Source organism: Bifidobacterium thermophilum, from assembly GCF_002846655.1.
Taxonomy (GTDB): Bacteria; Actinomycetota; Actinomycetes; order Actinomycetales; family Bifidobacteriaceae; genus Bifidobacterium; species Bifidobacterium thermophilum.
Map to the genome: position 1 here is coordinate 557,830 of NZ_PCGX01000010.1, position 15,177 is coordinate 573,006.

Here is a 15,177-nt window from a genome sequence, read left to right on the forward strand (position 1 = left end):
ACCCGTCATCAGCCGCCGTTTGCCCGCAACCGACGCGAGCTGAACGGAACCGGTGCGAAACCCGTCTTCCCGCCCGAAAGCCCGCTCCCCTGTTGTCATAATCGCTCCCTAAACTAGCGGTTATGACTGATCAGGACAATACCATCACCGCGAACCTGACCCCGCTGCCTGACAAGGTCGGCGTCGACGGGCTCGAAGACAAGTGGCGCAAGACGTGGGACGAATCCGGCGTCTATAAATTCCGCAATACACGCGACCGCAAGGCCGTCTATTCGATTGATACCCCGCCGCCCACCGTGTCCGGCCATCTGCATGTCGGCCACGTGTTTTCCTACACGCACACCGATATCATCGCCCGCTTCAAGCGCATGCAGGGCTTCGACGTCTTTTATCCGATGGGTTGGGACGACAACGGCCTGCCTACCGAGCGCCGCGTGCAGAACTATTACGGTGTGCGCGTGGACACGTCCCTGAAGTACGATCCTGATTTCAAGCCGCCATTCGAAGGCACCGACGGCAAGAAGATCAACGCGAAGGACCAGGTGCCGGTCAGCCGCAAGAACTTCATCGAACTGTGCGAGCGCCTCACCAAGGAGGACGAGAAGCAGTTCGAGGAGCTGTGGCGGTCGCTCGGCCTGTCAATCGACTGGTCGCAGACCTACCACACGATCGGCGAGCATCCGCAGCGCGTGGCGCAGAAGGCGTTCCTGCGCAATCTCGCTCGCGGCGAAGCCTACCAGAAGGACGCGCCGGGCCTGTGGGATGTGACTTTCCAGACCGCGGTCGCCCAAGCCGAGCTGGAAAGCCGCGAATACCCCGGCTTCTATCACAAGATCGCGTTCCGTTTCGAAGACGGCACCCCGATTTACATCGAGACCACCCGTCCGGAACTGCTCGCCGCCTGTGGCGCGCTCATCGCCAACCCGGAAGACGACCGCTACAAGCAGTATTTCGGGCAGTACGTCTACTCCCCGCTGTTCAAGGTCAAGGTGCCGATTCTCGCGCATCCGGCGGCGGAGATGGACAAGGGCGCGGGCATCGCGATGTGCTGCACCTTCGGTGACGTGACCGACGTCGAATGGTGGCGTGATCTGAAGCTGCCGACCCGCCCGATTATCCAGCGCAACGGCCGCATCATTATGAGCGTGCCGGATTGGATCGAGGACCCGCAGGGCCGTGCGATCTTCGAGGAGACCGAGGGCAAGACCACGTTCTCCGCCCGCAAGATCATCGTCGACCATCTGCGCGAATCCGGCGATATGGACGGCGAGCCGAAGCCCACCACCCGTATGACGAACTTCTACGAGAAGGGCGATAAGCCGCTCGAAATCGTCACCTCCCGCCAGTGGTACCTGAAGAACGGCGGCACCGACAAGAAGCTCAACGCCGAACTCATTGAACGCGGCAACGAGCTCAACTTTCACCCGGACTTCATGCACGTGCGCTACGACAACTGGGTCAACGGCCTCAACGGCGACTGGCTGATTTCCCGCCAGCGCTTCTTCGGCGTGCCGTTCCCGCTGTGGTATCCGCTTGATGCCAACGGCGAGCCGGATTACGAGCATCCGCTCACCCCGCGCGAGGACCAGCTGCCGATCGACCCGACCAACGACGTGCCGGAAGGATACGACGAGTCCCAGCGTGACCAGCCGAATGGCTTCACCGCCGAGAAGGACATCATGGACACGTGGGCAACCTCGTCCCTGACCCCGCAGATTGTGACCCACTGGGCCGAGCCGGGCGAGGAGAATGAGGCACTGTTCAAGGCCACGTTCCCGATGGATTTGCGTCCGCAGGGCCAGGACATCATCCGCACCTGGCTGTTCAGCTCCATCGACCGCGCGCATCTTGAGAACCATTGCCTGCCGTGGGCGAACGCTACACTCTCCGGCTGGATTCTCGACCCGGATCACAAGAAGATGTCGAAGTCCAAGGGCAACGTGGTCGTGCCGAACAAGCCGATCAAGCAGCTCGGCGCGGACGCCGTGCGCTACTGGGCCGCTTCCGCGCGCCTCGGCCTGGACGCCACGTATGACGAAGGACAGATGAAGATCGGTCGCCGTCTGGCCATCAAGCTGCTCAACGCCACCAAGTTCGCGCTGGCCATCGGCCGCGAGGACGAGAACCATCATGTCGGCTCCCCTGCCGTCGCGCATTGGGACCCGGCCGACGTGACCGAGCCGCTGGATCGCGCGGTCATGGCCAAGATGGCGCTTGTGATCCGCCAGGCAACGAACGCGCTGAACTCCTACGAGCATTCGAAGGCGCTCGAAGTCATCGAAAGCTTCTTCTGGCAGTTCTGCGACGATTACATCGAGCTGGTGAAGAACCGTGCATACGGCACTGCTGATTCGACGGGCAAGACCCCGAGCGAGACGGCGGTCAAGTCCGCGCGCACCACGCTGGGCCTGGGCCTGGACACCTTCGCCCGTCTGCTGGCCCCGTACCTGCCGTACGCGACCGAAGAGGTGTGGTCCTGGATGCACGCGGGCGAGGGCTCGGTGCACCGCGCCGCATGGCCGAAGCCGGAGCCGTACGAGCAGGCCGCGTTCAAGGTCTCCCCGGACGTGCTCACCTATGCCGGCGAGGCGCTTGCCGCGTTGCGCAAAATCAAGTCCGAGGCGAAGGTCTCGATGAAGACGCCAATCCTGTCTGTCACGCTTGACGCGGTGGACGATGCAGCCGATTCCATCAAGTCCACGCTGGGCGACATCGCCGAGGCCGGACGCGTGGTCGGCAATATCACGCTGGTACGTGCCGGTGCCGCCATCAAGGCCGTGAAGCAGGCTGCGGCGGCTGCCAAGAGCGCTGCCGAGGACGCGAAGAACGAAGCCGATGCTGCGGTCGCCGTCATCGTCAAGGACAGCGAGCTCGGTGAGCCGCCCGCCAAGAAGCCGCGCAAGTAAGCGCTGACGCTTCCCACGTCCTTGCCCACAAACTGGTTACGCTGAGCCCCCGCCCGGCGTAACCAGTTTGTATTTCTACCCAAACCAGCTACGCAATCAAGCCTCCCAGCGTAACCAGTTTGGGTAGCATCACGGGGTGGTGACGGTTACCGGTGGGGTTTGGCGGATCAGAGTTCGTCGGTGACCATCAGGAAGCGGGCACCGGCGGTGTGCGTGTTGACCGGGGTGACGACGTCCCGCGAGGTCCCTTCACGTCCGATGCGTGAGGCCTCAAGAGCCCCGACTGAAGATTGCGCGTCGACAGGAGCCACAACCTTGGCTTTGGCGGCACGCGCCTCGTCAATCGCCCGCTTCAACGCAGACGATGCAGACGCCCCGTCCGGCGCCAACGTATCCACGGCATTCTTGATGATTTCGGCTGCCGTTTCCACGGCCACCACATCATTGACCGTCCCCGACATATCCGCCTCAATACCATGCGATTGCCGACCTGCGAGGCCATACAACGAACGCGTGGATGCAAGCGGGGCAGCAGGCGCAGCATTGCCGGCACCATCAGCAGCCTTATCGTCAGCACGTACCCCGGCACCCGACTGCAAGGCATAAGCCGTCAAACCGTTCGCCGACACCGTCTTCCAATCCGCCGCCGCGCTTTTGGACGCACCGGACACATCACCAGTACCGGATTTGGCGACCAGCGCAGCCAGCGTGAGCAGCATCTTGCCCTGCCCCTCACGGGCTTTCGCCGCAGCCATCGTATCCAGTGCGGCCTGAACTTTCTGATTGTCGGCCTTGAGGTTCTTGTTCGAAGCGAATTCGTCGTTCGTCTGCTTAATCGCCTGCTGCGCATACGTGGATGCACCCGACGCCGTGCCTCCGGTCATCTTGCTCAGATGCCGCGTATACGCGTCGGTATAGGCCATCGAAAACGGAATCATCGCATCGTGCATCATCTTCTGGCCGGTCTTGAAATCCTTGGCCGCGCGTGAGGTCTGAGAAGCCGCCTGGCGTTTGAGATCAGCCGCCAAGCCAGTCGTTCCACGCAATTCGATTTGCCGGATGGTGGCATCAATCGCGTCGGCCGCGCCCTGATGTGCCCGCGCGGCGCTACGATCATTGGTCGCATTGGAGATATCAGCGACAGCCCGCGCAACCGGGGTGTCGCTGTTCAGCTCGCCCGCCGTGCCAAGCAGCGCGCTCATCTGCGTACTGTCACCGATCGAGCCGCTCAAATGCCCGGTGTACGAGGTCACATACGCGGCCATGTAATCATGGAAGGCCTGCTGGTATGCTGGGTCCGCAGCGGCGATAGCGCTCTTCGCCTTGTCGCGTTCTGCGTCACGCATCGCTTTGAGCCGGTTGAGCAGCTTGGTATCATGTTTGCCGCCGCCGATGGCGATATCCGACAGATTGCTGGCCCGTGTGGCGAGCGCGGTCATGGATCGGCTGAATTCCGCGGTATCGGAAGCTTCGACCGCAGCGACCGCCAACGGGCTCATCGAGCAGTGCTTCGCGGTGAAGAAAAAGTCGAAGGATGTGGTACGGGCGGGCCTGCCGACCGCGACGACCAGCATATCCGTGCCATTTTGAGTCACGAGCGTGCCGCTGCTGCCGGTGATCTCGCTCGTGACTTTAGTCGGTACCGTGAACGCGATTACAGGAATCGTGGTGTTGGCGTAATCCGTGTCGGCAAGCGGATTCGGGGCTACGGTCACGTGCAGGCCGACCAAGCCGTTTGCCCCGCTGACCGCCGACGAATCGACATTCGGCCCGTTGAGACTGTAGCGCACATGCACACTCCAAGGCATCGCTTTGAGGCCACTGCTGACTCGGGTCAGAGTATTGGCCGCCGCGCCCGTAGCCTGTTCCTCGCCGCCCACCGTTTGCGCGACAGGCTCGCCGTCCTCGCTGACCCCGTAATCGATGACCGTGCCGGACTGGTCGATCTGGAAATCGTTGGCGATATACAGCTCACCGGAAATCGTTCCCGCGTGCAGAATGCCGAACACATCTTGCGTTTTCGTGGCCACAGCGGTGCCGGAGGGATATTCCGCCTCGCGCGCGGGTGCCGCTCCCCCGGCTGCTATGGCGAGGGTCATCGCGCATGATACCGTCATGCCGCACACCCTGCCTGCAATCCTTCCTGGATGCTTGCCACGCCTTGTGCCGCGGGTCACCATCATCAGTGTCGTCTGCTCCTTGTTCCGTGGTATCGACTCAGATTCACGCCTCCGTTATGTCCGGATTCGTCGGCCGTGCCGGGCCTCACGCTCATGCGAATACATCCAGCACGCCTGGATCCCCTCCAGCGTCGGCGATACGCTGATGACGTTTCTTGGCTTCTGTGACCACGAATTCCCGATACATTTCCGCGATTTGAGGATCAAGCCCGGCTTCCTGCGCCACCCTGTGGAGCCGCTTGATTTGGGCATCCTCGCGCTTCCAATCGGCTGGCGCGAATCCCGCCTGCGCCTTGAGCACGCCCACTTCGGACGTGAATTTGAACCGTTCCGCGAGCAGCGAGACGATGGCCGTGTCTACATTGTCAATCGACTGGCGCAACGCCTTGATTTTGCGCACCGCCTGTGCGACTTCCGGATGCTCCTGCGCCTGCTGGGAATCGATGGTCGTATCCTGCCAATCACCATGTTCGGAATCGTTCATAATGTCTAAGATTATCAGCCTTGTCATACCAAGGACCGGCAGGCGCCGCCAAGCCGACGCGAAACCGAGCGTGGTGGGCGCGACAAGCCGCCGATTACCCCTACGCTGATGGCGGACCGTCATGGGACGATCCGCCATCAACAAAGTCAGCCATAACGCCGGCCAACAACATCAGCCTTTCGTGCTGGCACCCCTATCGCCGATTAAGGCGACGGGCAAGGCATCAGTTCGAGGACGAACCCGCGCCCGACTGCTGGACCAGCGCTTTGAGGAAGTCATGGTTGCTGGGCGTCTTCTTGAGACGCGGCACCAGCGCCTGATACGCCTGCTCGGGTTCGAGCCCGCCGAACAGCCGGCGCAGACGGTAGATAATCGGCAGTTCCTGCGGCGAAGTGATGAGCTCCTCGCGGCGGGTGCCGGACGCGTTGATGTCCACGGCCGGGAACATGCGCTTGTCCGCCAGATCGCGGCTCAGACGCAACTCCATATTGCCGGTGCCCTTGAACTCCTCGAAAATCACCTCGTCCATCTTCGAGCCGGTTTCCACCAGCGCGGTCGAAATGATGGTCAGCGAGCCACCGTTTTCGATGTTGCGTGCGGCGCCGAAGAACTTCTTCGGCGGGTACAGCGCCTGTGCGTCCACGCCGCCGGACAGAATGCGGCCCGACGCCGGAGCGGCGATGTTGTATGCACGGGCGAGACGGGTCATGGAATCCAGCAGCACGACGACGTCCTGGCCGAGTTCGACCAGACGCTTCGCACGCTCAATCGCCAGTTCGGCAACCATCGTATGGTCGGTCGCCGGGCGGTCGAAGGTCGAGGAGATGACTTCGCCCTGCACGGTACGTTCCATATCCGTGACCTCTTCAGGACGTTCGTCCACGAGCACGACCATGAGATGGACTTCCGGGTTGTTCACGGTAATCGCGTTCGCGATGGCCTGCAAGGTGATGGTCTTGCCGGCCTTCGGCGGGGAGACAATCAGACCACGCTGGCCCTTGCCAATGGGGGCGACAAGGTCGATGATCCGCCCGATGAGCTTATTCGGCGTGGTTTCCTGACGAAGCCTCTCCTGCGGGTACAGCGGGGTGAGCTTGGCGAACTGCGGGCGGTTCGCAGCCTCGTCGACGCTCATGCCGTTGATACTGCTGATTGCCTGGAGCGGCACGAATTTCTGCCGCTGGTTGCGACGGTCGCCTTCACGCGGGGTGCGGATGGTGCCTTGCACGGCATCGCCCTTGCGCAGACCATACTTCTTGACCTGGCCCATCGAAACATACACATCGTTCGGGCCGGGCAGATAGCCGGAGGTGCGGATGAATGCGTACGAATCCAGCACGTCGACAATACCGGCGACCGGGACGAGCTCCTCATTCTGCTCCTCGCCGCGGCGGTCGTCAAGATCACGGCCGCGCAGACGACGATTGCCGTTCCTGCGGTCGTTACGGTCATTACGGTCGTTACGATCATTACGGTCAGAACGGTCCCCGCGATCGGAGCGGTCATTGCGATCATTTCTGTCGTTGCGCTCGATGCGATCATTACGACCCGATCCGCGACGATGTCCGAATGCACGGTCGTCACCGGCATGTTCCTCGTTCTTCTGCGCAGGCAGGCTCGCAAGGATATCGTCAAGATCGCGAACGGCCTCTTCTTCGCGTTCCTGCACGCTCGAATCCGCACGGCCGCCGCGGCGATGGATTTCACCGCGTTCATTGCCGCGTTCATTGCCACGGTGACGCGTGCGCATGCCTTCACTGCTGTCTAGATCAAGCTGATCGAGCAGAGACGATCCCGCTGCTTCTTCAACACGACGATGGGCGCGGCGCTCATGCACACGCGGCATCTGCAACTCGCCTTCCATCGAGGAAATCGCTTCGGTATGCGCAATCGGGGGGACGCGCAACGGCCTGCGATTGGCGCGGGCGGCCGGCTGTTCGGATGCGGACTCGGCCGCGGGCTCGGACTGCGGCTCGGATGCTGGTTTGGAAGCCGATGCGGAATCAGACGCAGATGCCACAGACTGCGGCTCCGTTTGCGATTGCGGTTGTTCAGGGGCAGAAGTGACCTTCTTCACCGGCTTCGGTACACGTACCGTGACGCCGGCCGGGGCTTGCCCTCCACTACGAGCCGCCTGCAACGTTGCGAGCAGCTGGGGCTTACGCATAGTCGACGTACCGCGCAGGCCCATCTGCTTGGCAAGCTCCCTGAGCTCAGGCAGCTTCATATCCTCAAGATTTTGGCTCATTGCCTAATGTTGCCTTTCTGTGGCTTCTACCGACGCTTCGCCGGCGAGCTGTATGACAAGATGCGGAAAAACCGCGATGAAACGTTCGATTATCACGGTCTTCAGACCCAACCGAACTTCATTTACTGTACAACGTCGCCGCGACCGGCGCAACACACCTCTTCCTCGTGACGCGTCGCGCTTGCACGCCTCGCCTGACAGCTTGCCGCCGTCGGATGTCTCACCCTTCAGGTGCAGTACGGCACCGGGACGCCAAGAACACAAAGCCCGCCGCCCCGATGACGGGACGACGGGCCGGACCGCGAAATTCGCGACGCGTCGCTACTTCTGCTCGTGATAGGACTTATCGGTATTCACCGACCACACGTTCTTTTTCGAGGTCTTGCCGGTCTTGATGTTGTTGACTGCCTCGATCGCCGTGGCCATGGAATGGTCCATGTTGTTGTAGCGGTGCTGGCCGTTGCGGCCCACGCAATACAGATTGCCGAAGGAATCAAGGTACTCAACGAGTTCCGGCATCTGCGCGTAGGTGTCGAAATACGCAGGGTAGGCCTTCTTGACGCGCTCGCGATGCGAGTCCAGAACATCCTGAGGGCCGTTGATTACGCGCATGCGAGTCATTTCCTCGATGGCGAACTTGGTGGCTTCCTCATCGGTCATATTCCAGAAATCGTCGCCTTCCTTGCAGAAGTATTCAAGACCGATCCACACGGTGTCATCGACGTCCTTGACGAGGTACGGGCTCCAGTTATTGAACACCTGGATGCGGCCGACCTTGTAGCCCGGATCCTGCACGTAAATCCAGCAATCCGGCACAATAGGCGGGTTGCCGAGCGTGGGGATGTCGGTGGTGTTCTTCAGGCGAAGATGCTTGACCAAGAGGCCGACGGTCACGAAATCGCGGTACGGCAGGCCGTTGGCGATCTCGGTGATGTCCTTCGGGGCCGGCTTGTCCGACTCGTCCACCGCGTTGATGAGATCCTTGACCGGCATGGACGAGATGAACTGGTCAGCCTTGAGCTCGGTGCGGTTGCCCTCATGGTCGACGTATACGACCGAGGCGATCTTGCCGCCTTCCTGCCGCACTTCAACAACCTTGGCGCCGGTGATGACTTTGGCGCCGGCCTGCTCACAATTGTGCTCGACCGTCTCCCACAGCTGGCCCGGACCATACTTCGGATACCAGAACTCTTCGATCAGCGAGGTCTCGACCTCTTTGGAATCGCGCTTCTTCGGCAAGAGCTTCTGGAACGCGTTCTTCAGCACGCCCATGATGCTCAGGCCCTTGACACGCTGCGAGCCCCAATCCGCGGAAATCTGGCTGGGGTGACGGCCCCACAGCTTCTCCGTGTAACCTTCGAAGAACATCGAATAGAGCTTGCGGCCGAAACGGTTGATGTAGAAGTTCTCCAGATTCGTTTCCGGCAGCTTGTGGAACACGGACTTCAGATAGCTGAAGCCGGCAACCATGGTGAGCTTGAAGCCCATGGCCTTGAGCGTATTGGCTGACAGAGAAATCGGGTAATCAAAGAAGTGATGGTTCCAGAAAATACGGGAGACGCGGTGGCGCTTGAGCATCACCTTGTCTTCCTTCTCCGGATCCGGGCCGCCCGGCTCCAAATCGTGATGGCGACCGAGCTTCTTGTCGTCATAGGAAGGTGCGCCCTGCAGCGGCAGCACCTCCTTCCACCAATCCATGATGCGGTCATCCTTCGAGAAGAAGCGGTGACCGCCGATATCCATACGATTGCCGTTATGCTTCACGGTACGTGAAATACCGCCGAATTCACCGGTCTCCTCGAGCACTGTCACGTCGTACTGCTCGGCGCCGCCCTTCTTCACCAGTTCCCACGCGGCAGTAAGACCGGCGGGACCACCGCCGATAATCACGACAGACTGCTTCTGTGCCACAATGACCTCCTGAACAACACAACAAATCAGTGAAACTTTACATGATTCGGCGCATCATGGACGCCGAAGCCGAAAAAATACACGAATAAACCGTATGCCATGCTAGCACTCCCCGCCACCAAAAGGCGGGGAGTCTCGCAAACCGTGTCAAGTCAACGAATCAGGGATATCGATATCCGTTTTCTGGACCTCCTCGACATTCACGTCCTTGAACGTGACAATCCGCACGCTTTTCACAAAACGGGAGGAACGGTAGACATCCCACACCCACGCATCCGTCAGCTGCACGTCGAAATACACGTCCTGGCCGGCGGAACGCACGTTGAAATCGACTTTGTTCGCCAGATAGAAACGACGTTCCGTCTCCACAACGTAGGTGAACAGCTTGATGACGTCCCGGTACTCCCGGTACAGGGCGAGTTCGGCGTCGGTCTCGTAATTGTCAAGATCTTCCGCGCTCATGCGTCCTCCTCCGTCCTGCGCTCGCGCCTGCGTCCGATGGTGCGCCACCACGCCTGCTTCGAGGGCTGACGGTCATGCGAGCTGTGCGGCCAATTCTCCTCGCCATCCAGCGTGTGGTGGCCGGGGGTGCCGGCAGATGCTTGGCTTTGGGCGGCGTCGGCTTGCCCGGAATGGTCGTCAGCAGGCCGGCTGTCTCCCGAGATGCCCGGCGCGGCATCGTCTGCGGACGTGCTGGTCCCTTCAATCGTGCCGTCTGCCTGGCCGTTCGTGTCGTTGCCGGCTTGATCGGCGCCATCGCGACGGGTCTGGTCGCCCTCGCCGCTCGCATGTGACGCATGGTCGCCGCCATCCGCAGGATGTTCGCGCTTGCGGATCGCCAACGAATGCTCGCGCGCACACAGCGCCTCTTTGACGCCCGGATTGTCTTCGAACACATGCATGCCGAAGACCTCCAACGAGTGAATTGGATCGTATTCGTCGGTCAGCATATCCATGACGATCAAATCCTGATACTTGTTGTTCTCGGCGTCCCACAGCGCGTCGCGCGACGTGCCCGAGGGAATGAAGCCGAGGGACTGGTACACGGACAGCGAACGCGTGTTCTTCTCCGGCACAGCGACCCAAATGCGGTGCATACCAAGGCCGACGGGCCTCGGAGCGAAGCCGAAGGTCATGACACGAGGCATCGCGTCGCGCGAATAGCCGCGGCCACGGTAATCCTTGCCGAGCACGACTTGGATTCTGGCAGAACGCGACCATCCGTCGATATCGATGAGGAAAATCATGCCAATGACGTTGTCCGTCGCCTCCGCGTCAACGATGCCATCGCCGTCACGGTCGGCGTCGGTCAGAATCGCCCACGCGATGGTGGGACGCGATTCGGGGTCTGCCACCCCACTGTCCACGGACGCGCGGCCCTCTGCCCATGCGACGGAACGACGCACCCACGCGTTGACTGCCGCACGTTCAGATTCGCGGTCTTTGCCGGTGATCCCGGATGCGTTGTAAAACGCGTCAAGCTGGTCGAGACGCCCCAAATCCTCGATGCTCGCCGGACGCAGATGAACCATCTCCCCGCGAATTTCGGGAATGGTGATGCGGGCGGGCAGTTCGCGGCGATCTTCGCCGCTGACCGCACTATTTACAGCACTGGTGACCGTACCGTTTACTGTGCTGTCCGCCACTGACTGTGTTTGTTCAGACATTCGCTTTCATCCTCATAAGCGTTACCAATACGGTCCCATTCTACCGAGTTGGGTAACAAGTTGCAGGATTTTGGGCGAACCTGTACGGAACTTGCGAATACGTACCCCCGGCGCGCCCCCGGTATACCCCCGGCATCCCCTCGACGCACCTAGGGATGTCCCGGTACGCCCCGCGAGAACGCCATCCTCCACTTTCTGCCGACGCTCACGTGTCTGCCGGCGTCGGTAGAAGGGTTCGGGTTTGGCGGTACGAAACAGCCCCACAGGGCGTTTGGCTCTGTGGGGCTGTCGTTGGTGATGTCGAGCGGCCGCACTCATTGAGCGCAACCAGCAGCGCAATCAGCGCGGCCACTCAACCCGATTCGCTCAGTGCAGCTTCTTCATGACCAATCCGCTGACCGCCTTGGCGTCAGCCTGGCCCTTGGTCGCGCGCATCACGGCGCCGATAATCGCACCCATCGGCTTCATATTGCCGCTCTTGAGCTTCTCAACGATGTCAGGATTGTCGGCGAGCGCCTGGTCGACCGCGGCTTCGAGCGCACCCGTATCCTGGACGACCTCATAGCCATGCTTCTTGACGACCTCGTCCGGAGTGCCTTCACCGGCGAGCACGCCGGCAACGGTCTTCTTCGCGAGTTTGTCGTTGAGCTTGCCGGAAGCGATGAGCTTCTCGACTTCAGCGACATCAGCAGGGGTGATCGGCAGTTCCTCAAGTGAAACGCCCTTGGCGTTCGCCTCACGCGACAGCTCGCCGAGCCACCACTTCTTCGCGCCGGAAGCGGTGGCGCCGGCCTTGACGGTGTCCTCGATCAGGTCGAGCGCGTCGGCGTTGATGACGTCACGCATCTCGAGATCGGAGAACTTCCACTCGCCCTGCAAACGGTTGCGACGCTCACGCGGCATCTCCGGCATATCCTTGGCGATACGCTCGATATGCTCCTTGGTGATGTGCAGCATCACCAGGTCAGGATCCGGGAAGTAACGGTAATCGTCGGCGTCGGTCTTGAGACGGCCGCCGGCGGTGGTCTGCGAAGCCTCATCCCAGTGGCGGGTCTCCTGCAGTACCTCGCCGCCGTCGCTCAAGAGCGCAGCCTGACGGCGGATCTCGTAGACGATGGTCTTCTCGATGCCACGGAAGGAGTTCACGTTCTTCGTTTCCGAACGCGTACCCAGCGGGTCGGTGGGCTTGTTGCGCAGCGACACGTTGACGTCGGCACGCATATTGCCCTGCTCCATACGAGCGTGGGAAATACCCAGGGCGCGCACAATATCACGCAAGGTGCGCATATACGCGCCCGCGATTTCGGCGGCGCGCTCGCCCGCGCCTTCGATCGGCTTGGTGACGATCTCGATGAGCGGGACGCCGGCACGATTGTAGTCGACCAGCGAATGGTCGGCGCCTTCAATGCGGCCATCGGCACCGCCCACGTGGGTGTTCTTGCCGGCATCGTCTTCAATATGCGCACGTTCGATCGGCACGCGGAAAATCGAGCCGTCATCCAGTTCGACATCCAGGTAGCCGTTGCCGTTGGTCGGCTTGTCATACTGCGAGATCTGATAGTCACGCGGCATATCCGGGTAGAAGTAGTTCTTGCGGGCGAACTGGCTCCATTCGGCGATTTCGCAGTGCAGGGCGAGGCCCAGCTTGATGGCGAAATCGACGGCGGTCTCGTTGATCACCGGCAGGCTTCCCGGCAGGCCGAGGCTCACCGGGGTCAGCTGGGTGTTCGGTTCGCCGCCGAACTCGATGTGTGCCGGGCAGAACAGTTTGGTGTTCGTGCACAGTTCGACGTGGGTCTCCAAGCCGATCACCGGGTCGAACCGCTTGACGGCTTCAGAGAATTTCATCAGTTTTTCAGCCATTTGTCTTCGTCCTCCGGTTTCAGGCATTCAGCCACGGCGTGGCCATCTTCGTGAGGATATTGCCGCCCCACTGCTCTTCCAAAGCCGCTTCAAGCGCTGCGGCGGGCTTGTACATGGCCTCGTCGTGACGCTGCGGCGCAAAGAACTGGAAGCCGACCGGCATGCCGTTATCCGACAGGCCGCACGGGATGGACATGGCGGGCACACCTGCCATGTTCGCAGGGATGGTCGCCACGTCGCCCAGATACATGGACAGCGGGTCGCTGGTCTTCTCGCCGAAATGGAACGCGGTGCTCGGAGCGGTCGGGGACACGAGCACGTCAACCTGTTCGAAGGCCTTGTTGAAGTCGTCGATCACCAAGGTGCGCACCTTCTGCGCGGAACCGTACCAGGCGTCGTAGTAGCCGGCGGACAGTGCATACGTACCGAGAATGATACGGCGCTTGACCTCGTCGCCGAACCCGGCTTCACGCGTGTAGGCCATCATGTTGGCGGAGGTCTGTGGCACGCCGGCGGGCGGCATGACGCGCAGGCCGTAGCGCATGCCATCGTAGCGCGCCAGGTTGGAGCTGACTTCGGACGGCATGATGATGTAGTACGCGCCCAGCGAGTACGGCAGATGCGGGAGGCTAACCTCCTTGACTTCTGCGCCCATGGATTCCAGCAGCTTGACCGCTTCGTTGAATCGGGCGGCAACACCGGCTTCGAAGCCTTCGCCACCGATTTCCTTGATCAGGCCGACGCGTACGCCCTTCAGGTCACGCTTCAAGCCTTCACGGGCCGCAGCAGCGACCGGCGGGACCGGGGCGGGGATGGACGTGGAATCACGGCGATCATTGCCGCCGATAACCTCGTGCAGCAAAGCGGTGTCCAGCACGGTACGGCCGCACGGGCCGATCTGGTCGAGCGAGGACGCCATGGCGATGGCGCCGTAGCGGCTCACACCACCGTACGTGGGCTTGACGCCCACGGTTCCGGTGAACGCGCCCGGCTGGCGGATGGAACCGCCGGTATCGGTGCCGAGGGCGAGCGGAGCTTCATACGAACCGACCGCGGACGCGGAACCGCCGCCGGAACCGCCCGGAACGCGGGTCGCATCCCACGGGTTGTGGGTGTTGCCGAACGCGGAATGCTCGGTCGAAGAGCCCTGTGCGAACTCATCAAGGTTGGTCTTGCCCAGAATCGGCATGCCGGCGGCCTTGATCTTCTCAATAACCGTGGCGTCATACGGCGGCACCCAGCCTTCGAGAATCTTGGAGGCGGCGGTCGTGGGAATGCCCTTGGTGACGATCATGTCCTTGATTGCAATCGGCACGCCGGCAAGCTCCGGCAGGCCTTCCGTATCTCCCGCGGCGAGCTTCTTGTCGAAGGCGTCAGCCTGGGCGAGCGCCTCCTTATCGGAGACGTGCAGGAAGGCGTTGACCGTGGGTTCTGCAGCCTCGATGACGTCGAGGTGCGCCTGGGTCAATTCGCGACTGGAGACTTCTTTGGAACGGATCTTCTCCGCCATCTGTGCGGCGGACAGTTTCACGAGTTCAGCGTTGCTCATCATCACTCTCCCAGGATCTGCGGGGCGACGAACATGCCCTGATCGGTCGCAGGGGCGCCGGCGAGCGCCTCCTCCTGCGTCAGCGGGGTCACTGCGACATCGGGGCGCAGGTACGCCTCGAGCGGGACCGGGTTGGCGGTCGGCTGGACATCGTCCGTGGCCACTTTCTGGACTTCGTCGATCGCGTCGGCGACGGCGTTGAGTTCGCTCTGCATACGGGTGATTTCCTCATCCGTCAGGGCGATTCTGGCCAAATCGGCCAGATGCTCGATTTCTTCACGTGTGAATGTTGCCATGCCCTCCACTATATGAGCCGAGTGTGACGTACCGAATGCGCAGGCGGTGCAAGAATACTCCCCACTCACACAA

At 61.5% G+C, this 15,177-nt stretch carries 10 protein-coding genes; 1 reads left to right on the forward strand and 9 read right to left on the reverse strand.

Features of this window, described 5'->3' with window-relative positions; genetic code table 11:
• Positions 1-122 precede the first annotated feature (122 nt).
• Positions 123-2,906 (forward strand): valine--tRNA ligase, encoded by a 2,784-nt coding sequence (gene valS, locus CQR48_RS07755; RefSeq protein WP_101452511.1) that lies wholly within the window; start codon positions 123-125, stop codon positions 2,904-2,906.
• 167 nt (positions 2,907-3,073) lie between these two features.
• Here the strand turns inward: valS and CQR48_RS07760 are convergent, their stop codons facing one another.
• From CQR48_RS07760 to gatC, 9 genes are all read right to left on the reverse strand, one after another.
• Positions 3,074-5,023 carry a hypothetical protein gene (locus CQR48_RS07760; RefSeq protein ID WP_143252508.1) on the reverse strand — a complete coding sequence of 650 codons (1,950 nt, stop codon included), beginning with the start codon at positions 5,021-5,023 and terminating at the stop codon, positions 3,074-3,076.
• A gap of 154 nt (positions 5,024-5,177) precedes the next feature.
• A complete protein-coding gene (locus CQR48_RS07765) occupies positions 5,178-5,570 on the reverse strand; it encodes a chorismate mutase (protein WP_015451095.1) in 393 nt (130 codons plus the stop codon).
• A gap of 223 nt (positions 5,571-5,793) precedes the next feature.
• On the reverse strand, positions 5,794-7,818 hold the full coding sequence (gene rho / locus CQR48_RS07770; protein ID WP_101452513.1) for a transcription termination factor Rho: 2,025 nt from the start codon (positions 7,816-7,818) through the stop codon (positions 5,794-5,796).
• Positions 7,819-8,139: 321 nt separating this feature from the next.
• Positions 8,140-9,729, reverse strand: a complete 1,590-nt coding sequence (locus CQR48_RS07775) for an NAD(P)/FAD-dependent oxidoreductase (protein WP_015451097.1) — start codon at positions 9,727-9,729, stop codon at positions 8,140-8,142.
• A 147-nt stretch (positions 9,730-9,876) separates the two neighbouring features.
• The gene (locus CQR48_RS07780; protein WP_015451098.1) at positions 9,877-10,191 is read right to left on the reverse strand and encodes a DUF2469 domain-containing protein; all 315 of its coding nucleotides are present in this window, start codon (positions 10,189-10,191) and stop codon (positions 9,877-9,879) included.
• Positions 10,188-11,261: a GNAT family N-acetyltransferase gene (locus tag CQR48_RS07785; protein WP_240932233.1), complete on the reverse strand. Its 1,074-nt coding sequence runs from the start codon at positions 11,259-11,261 to the stop codon at positions 10,188-10,190. The genes CQR48_RS07780 and CQR48_RS07785 overlap by 4 nt, the downstream gene beginning before the upstream one ends.
• Positions 11,262-11,762: 501 nt before the next feature.
• Entirely contained in the window at positions 11,763-13,259 is a 1,497-nt protein-coding gene (gene gatB / locus CQR48_RS07790) for an Asp-tRNA(Asn)/Glu-tRNA(Gln) amidotransferase subunit GatB (RefSeq protein ID WP_101452515.1), read from the reverse strand.
• A 19-nt stretch (positions 13,260-13,278) separates the two neighbouring features.
• Positions 13,279-14,811 carry an Asp-tRNA(Asn)/Glu-tRNA(Gln) amidotransferase subunit GatA gene (gene gatA, locus CQR48_RS07795; protein WP_101452516.1) on the reverse strand — a complete coding sequence of 511 codons (1,533 nt, stop codon included), beginning with the start codon at positions 14,809-14,811 and terminating at the stop codon, positions 13,279-13,281.
• On the reverse strand, positions 14,811-15,104 hold the full coding sequence (gene gatC / locus CQR48_RS07800; RefSeq protein ID WP_015451102.1) for an Asp-tRNA(Asn)/Glu-tRNA(Gln) amidotransferase subunit GatC: 294 nt from the start codon (positions 15,102-15,104) through the stop codon (positions 14,811-14,813). The genes gatA and gatC overlap by 1 nt, the downstream gene beginning before the upstream one ends.
• Positions 15,105-15,177 lie beyond the last annotated feature (73 nt).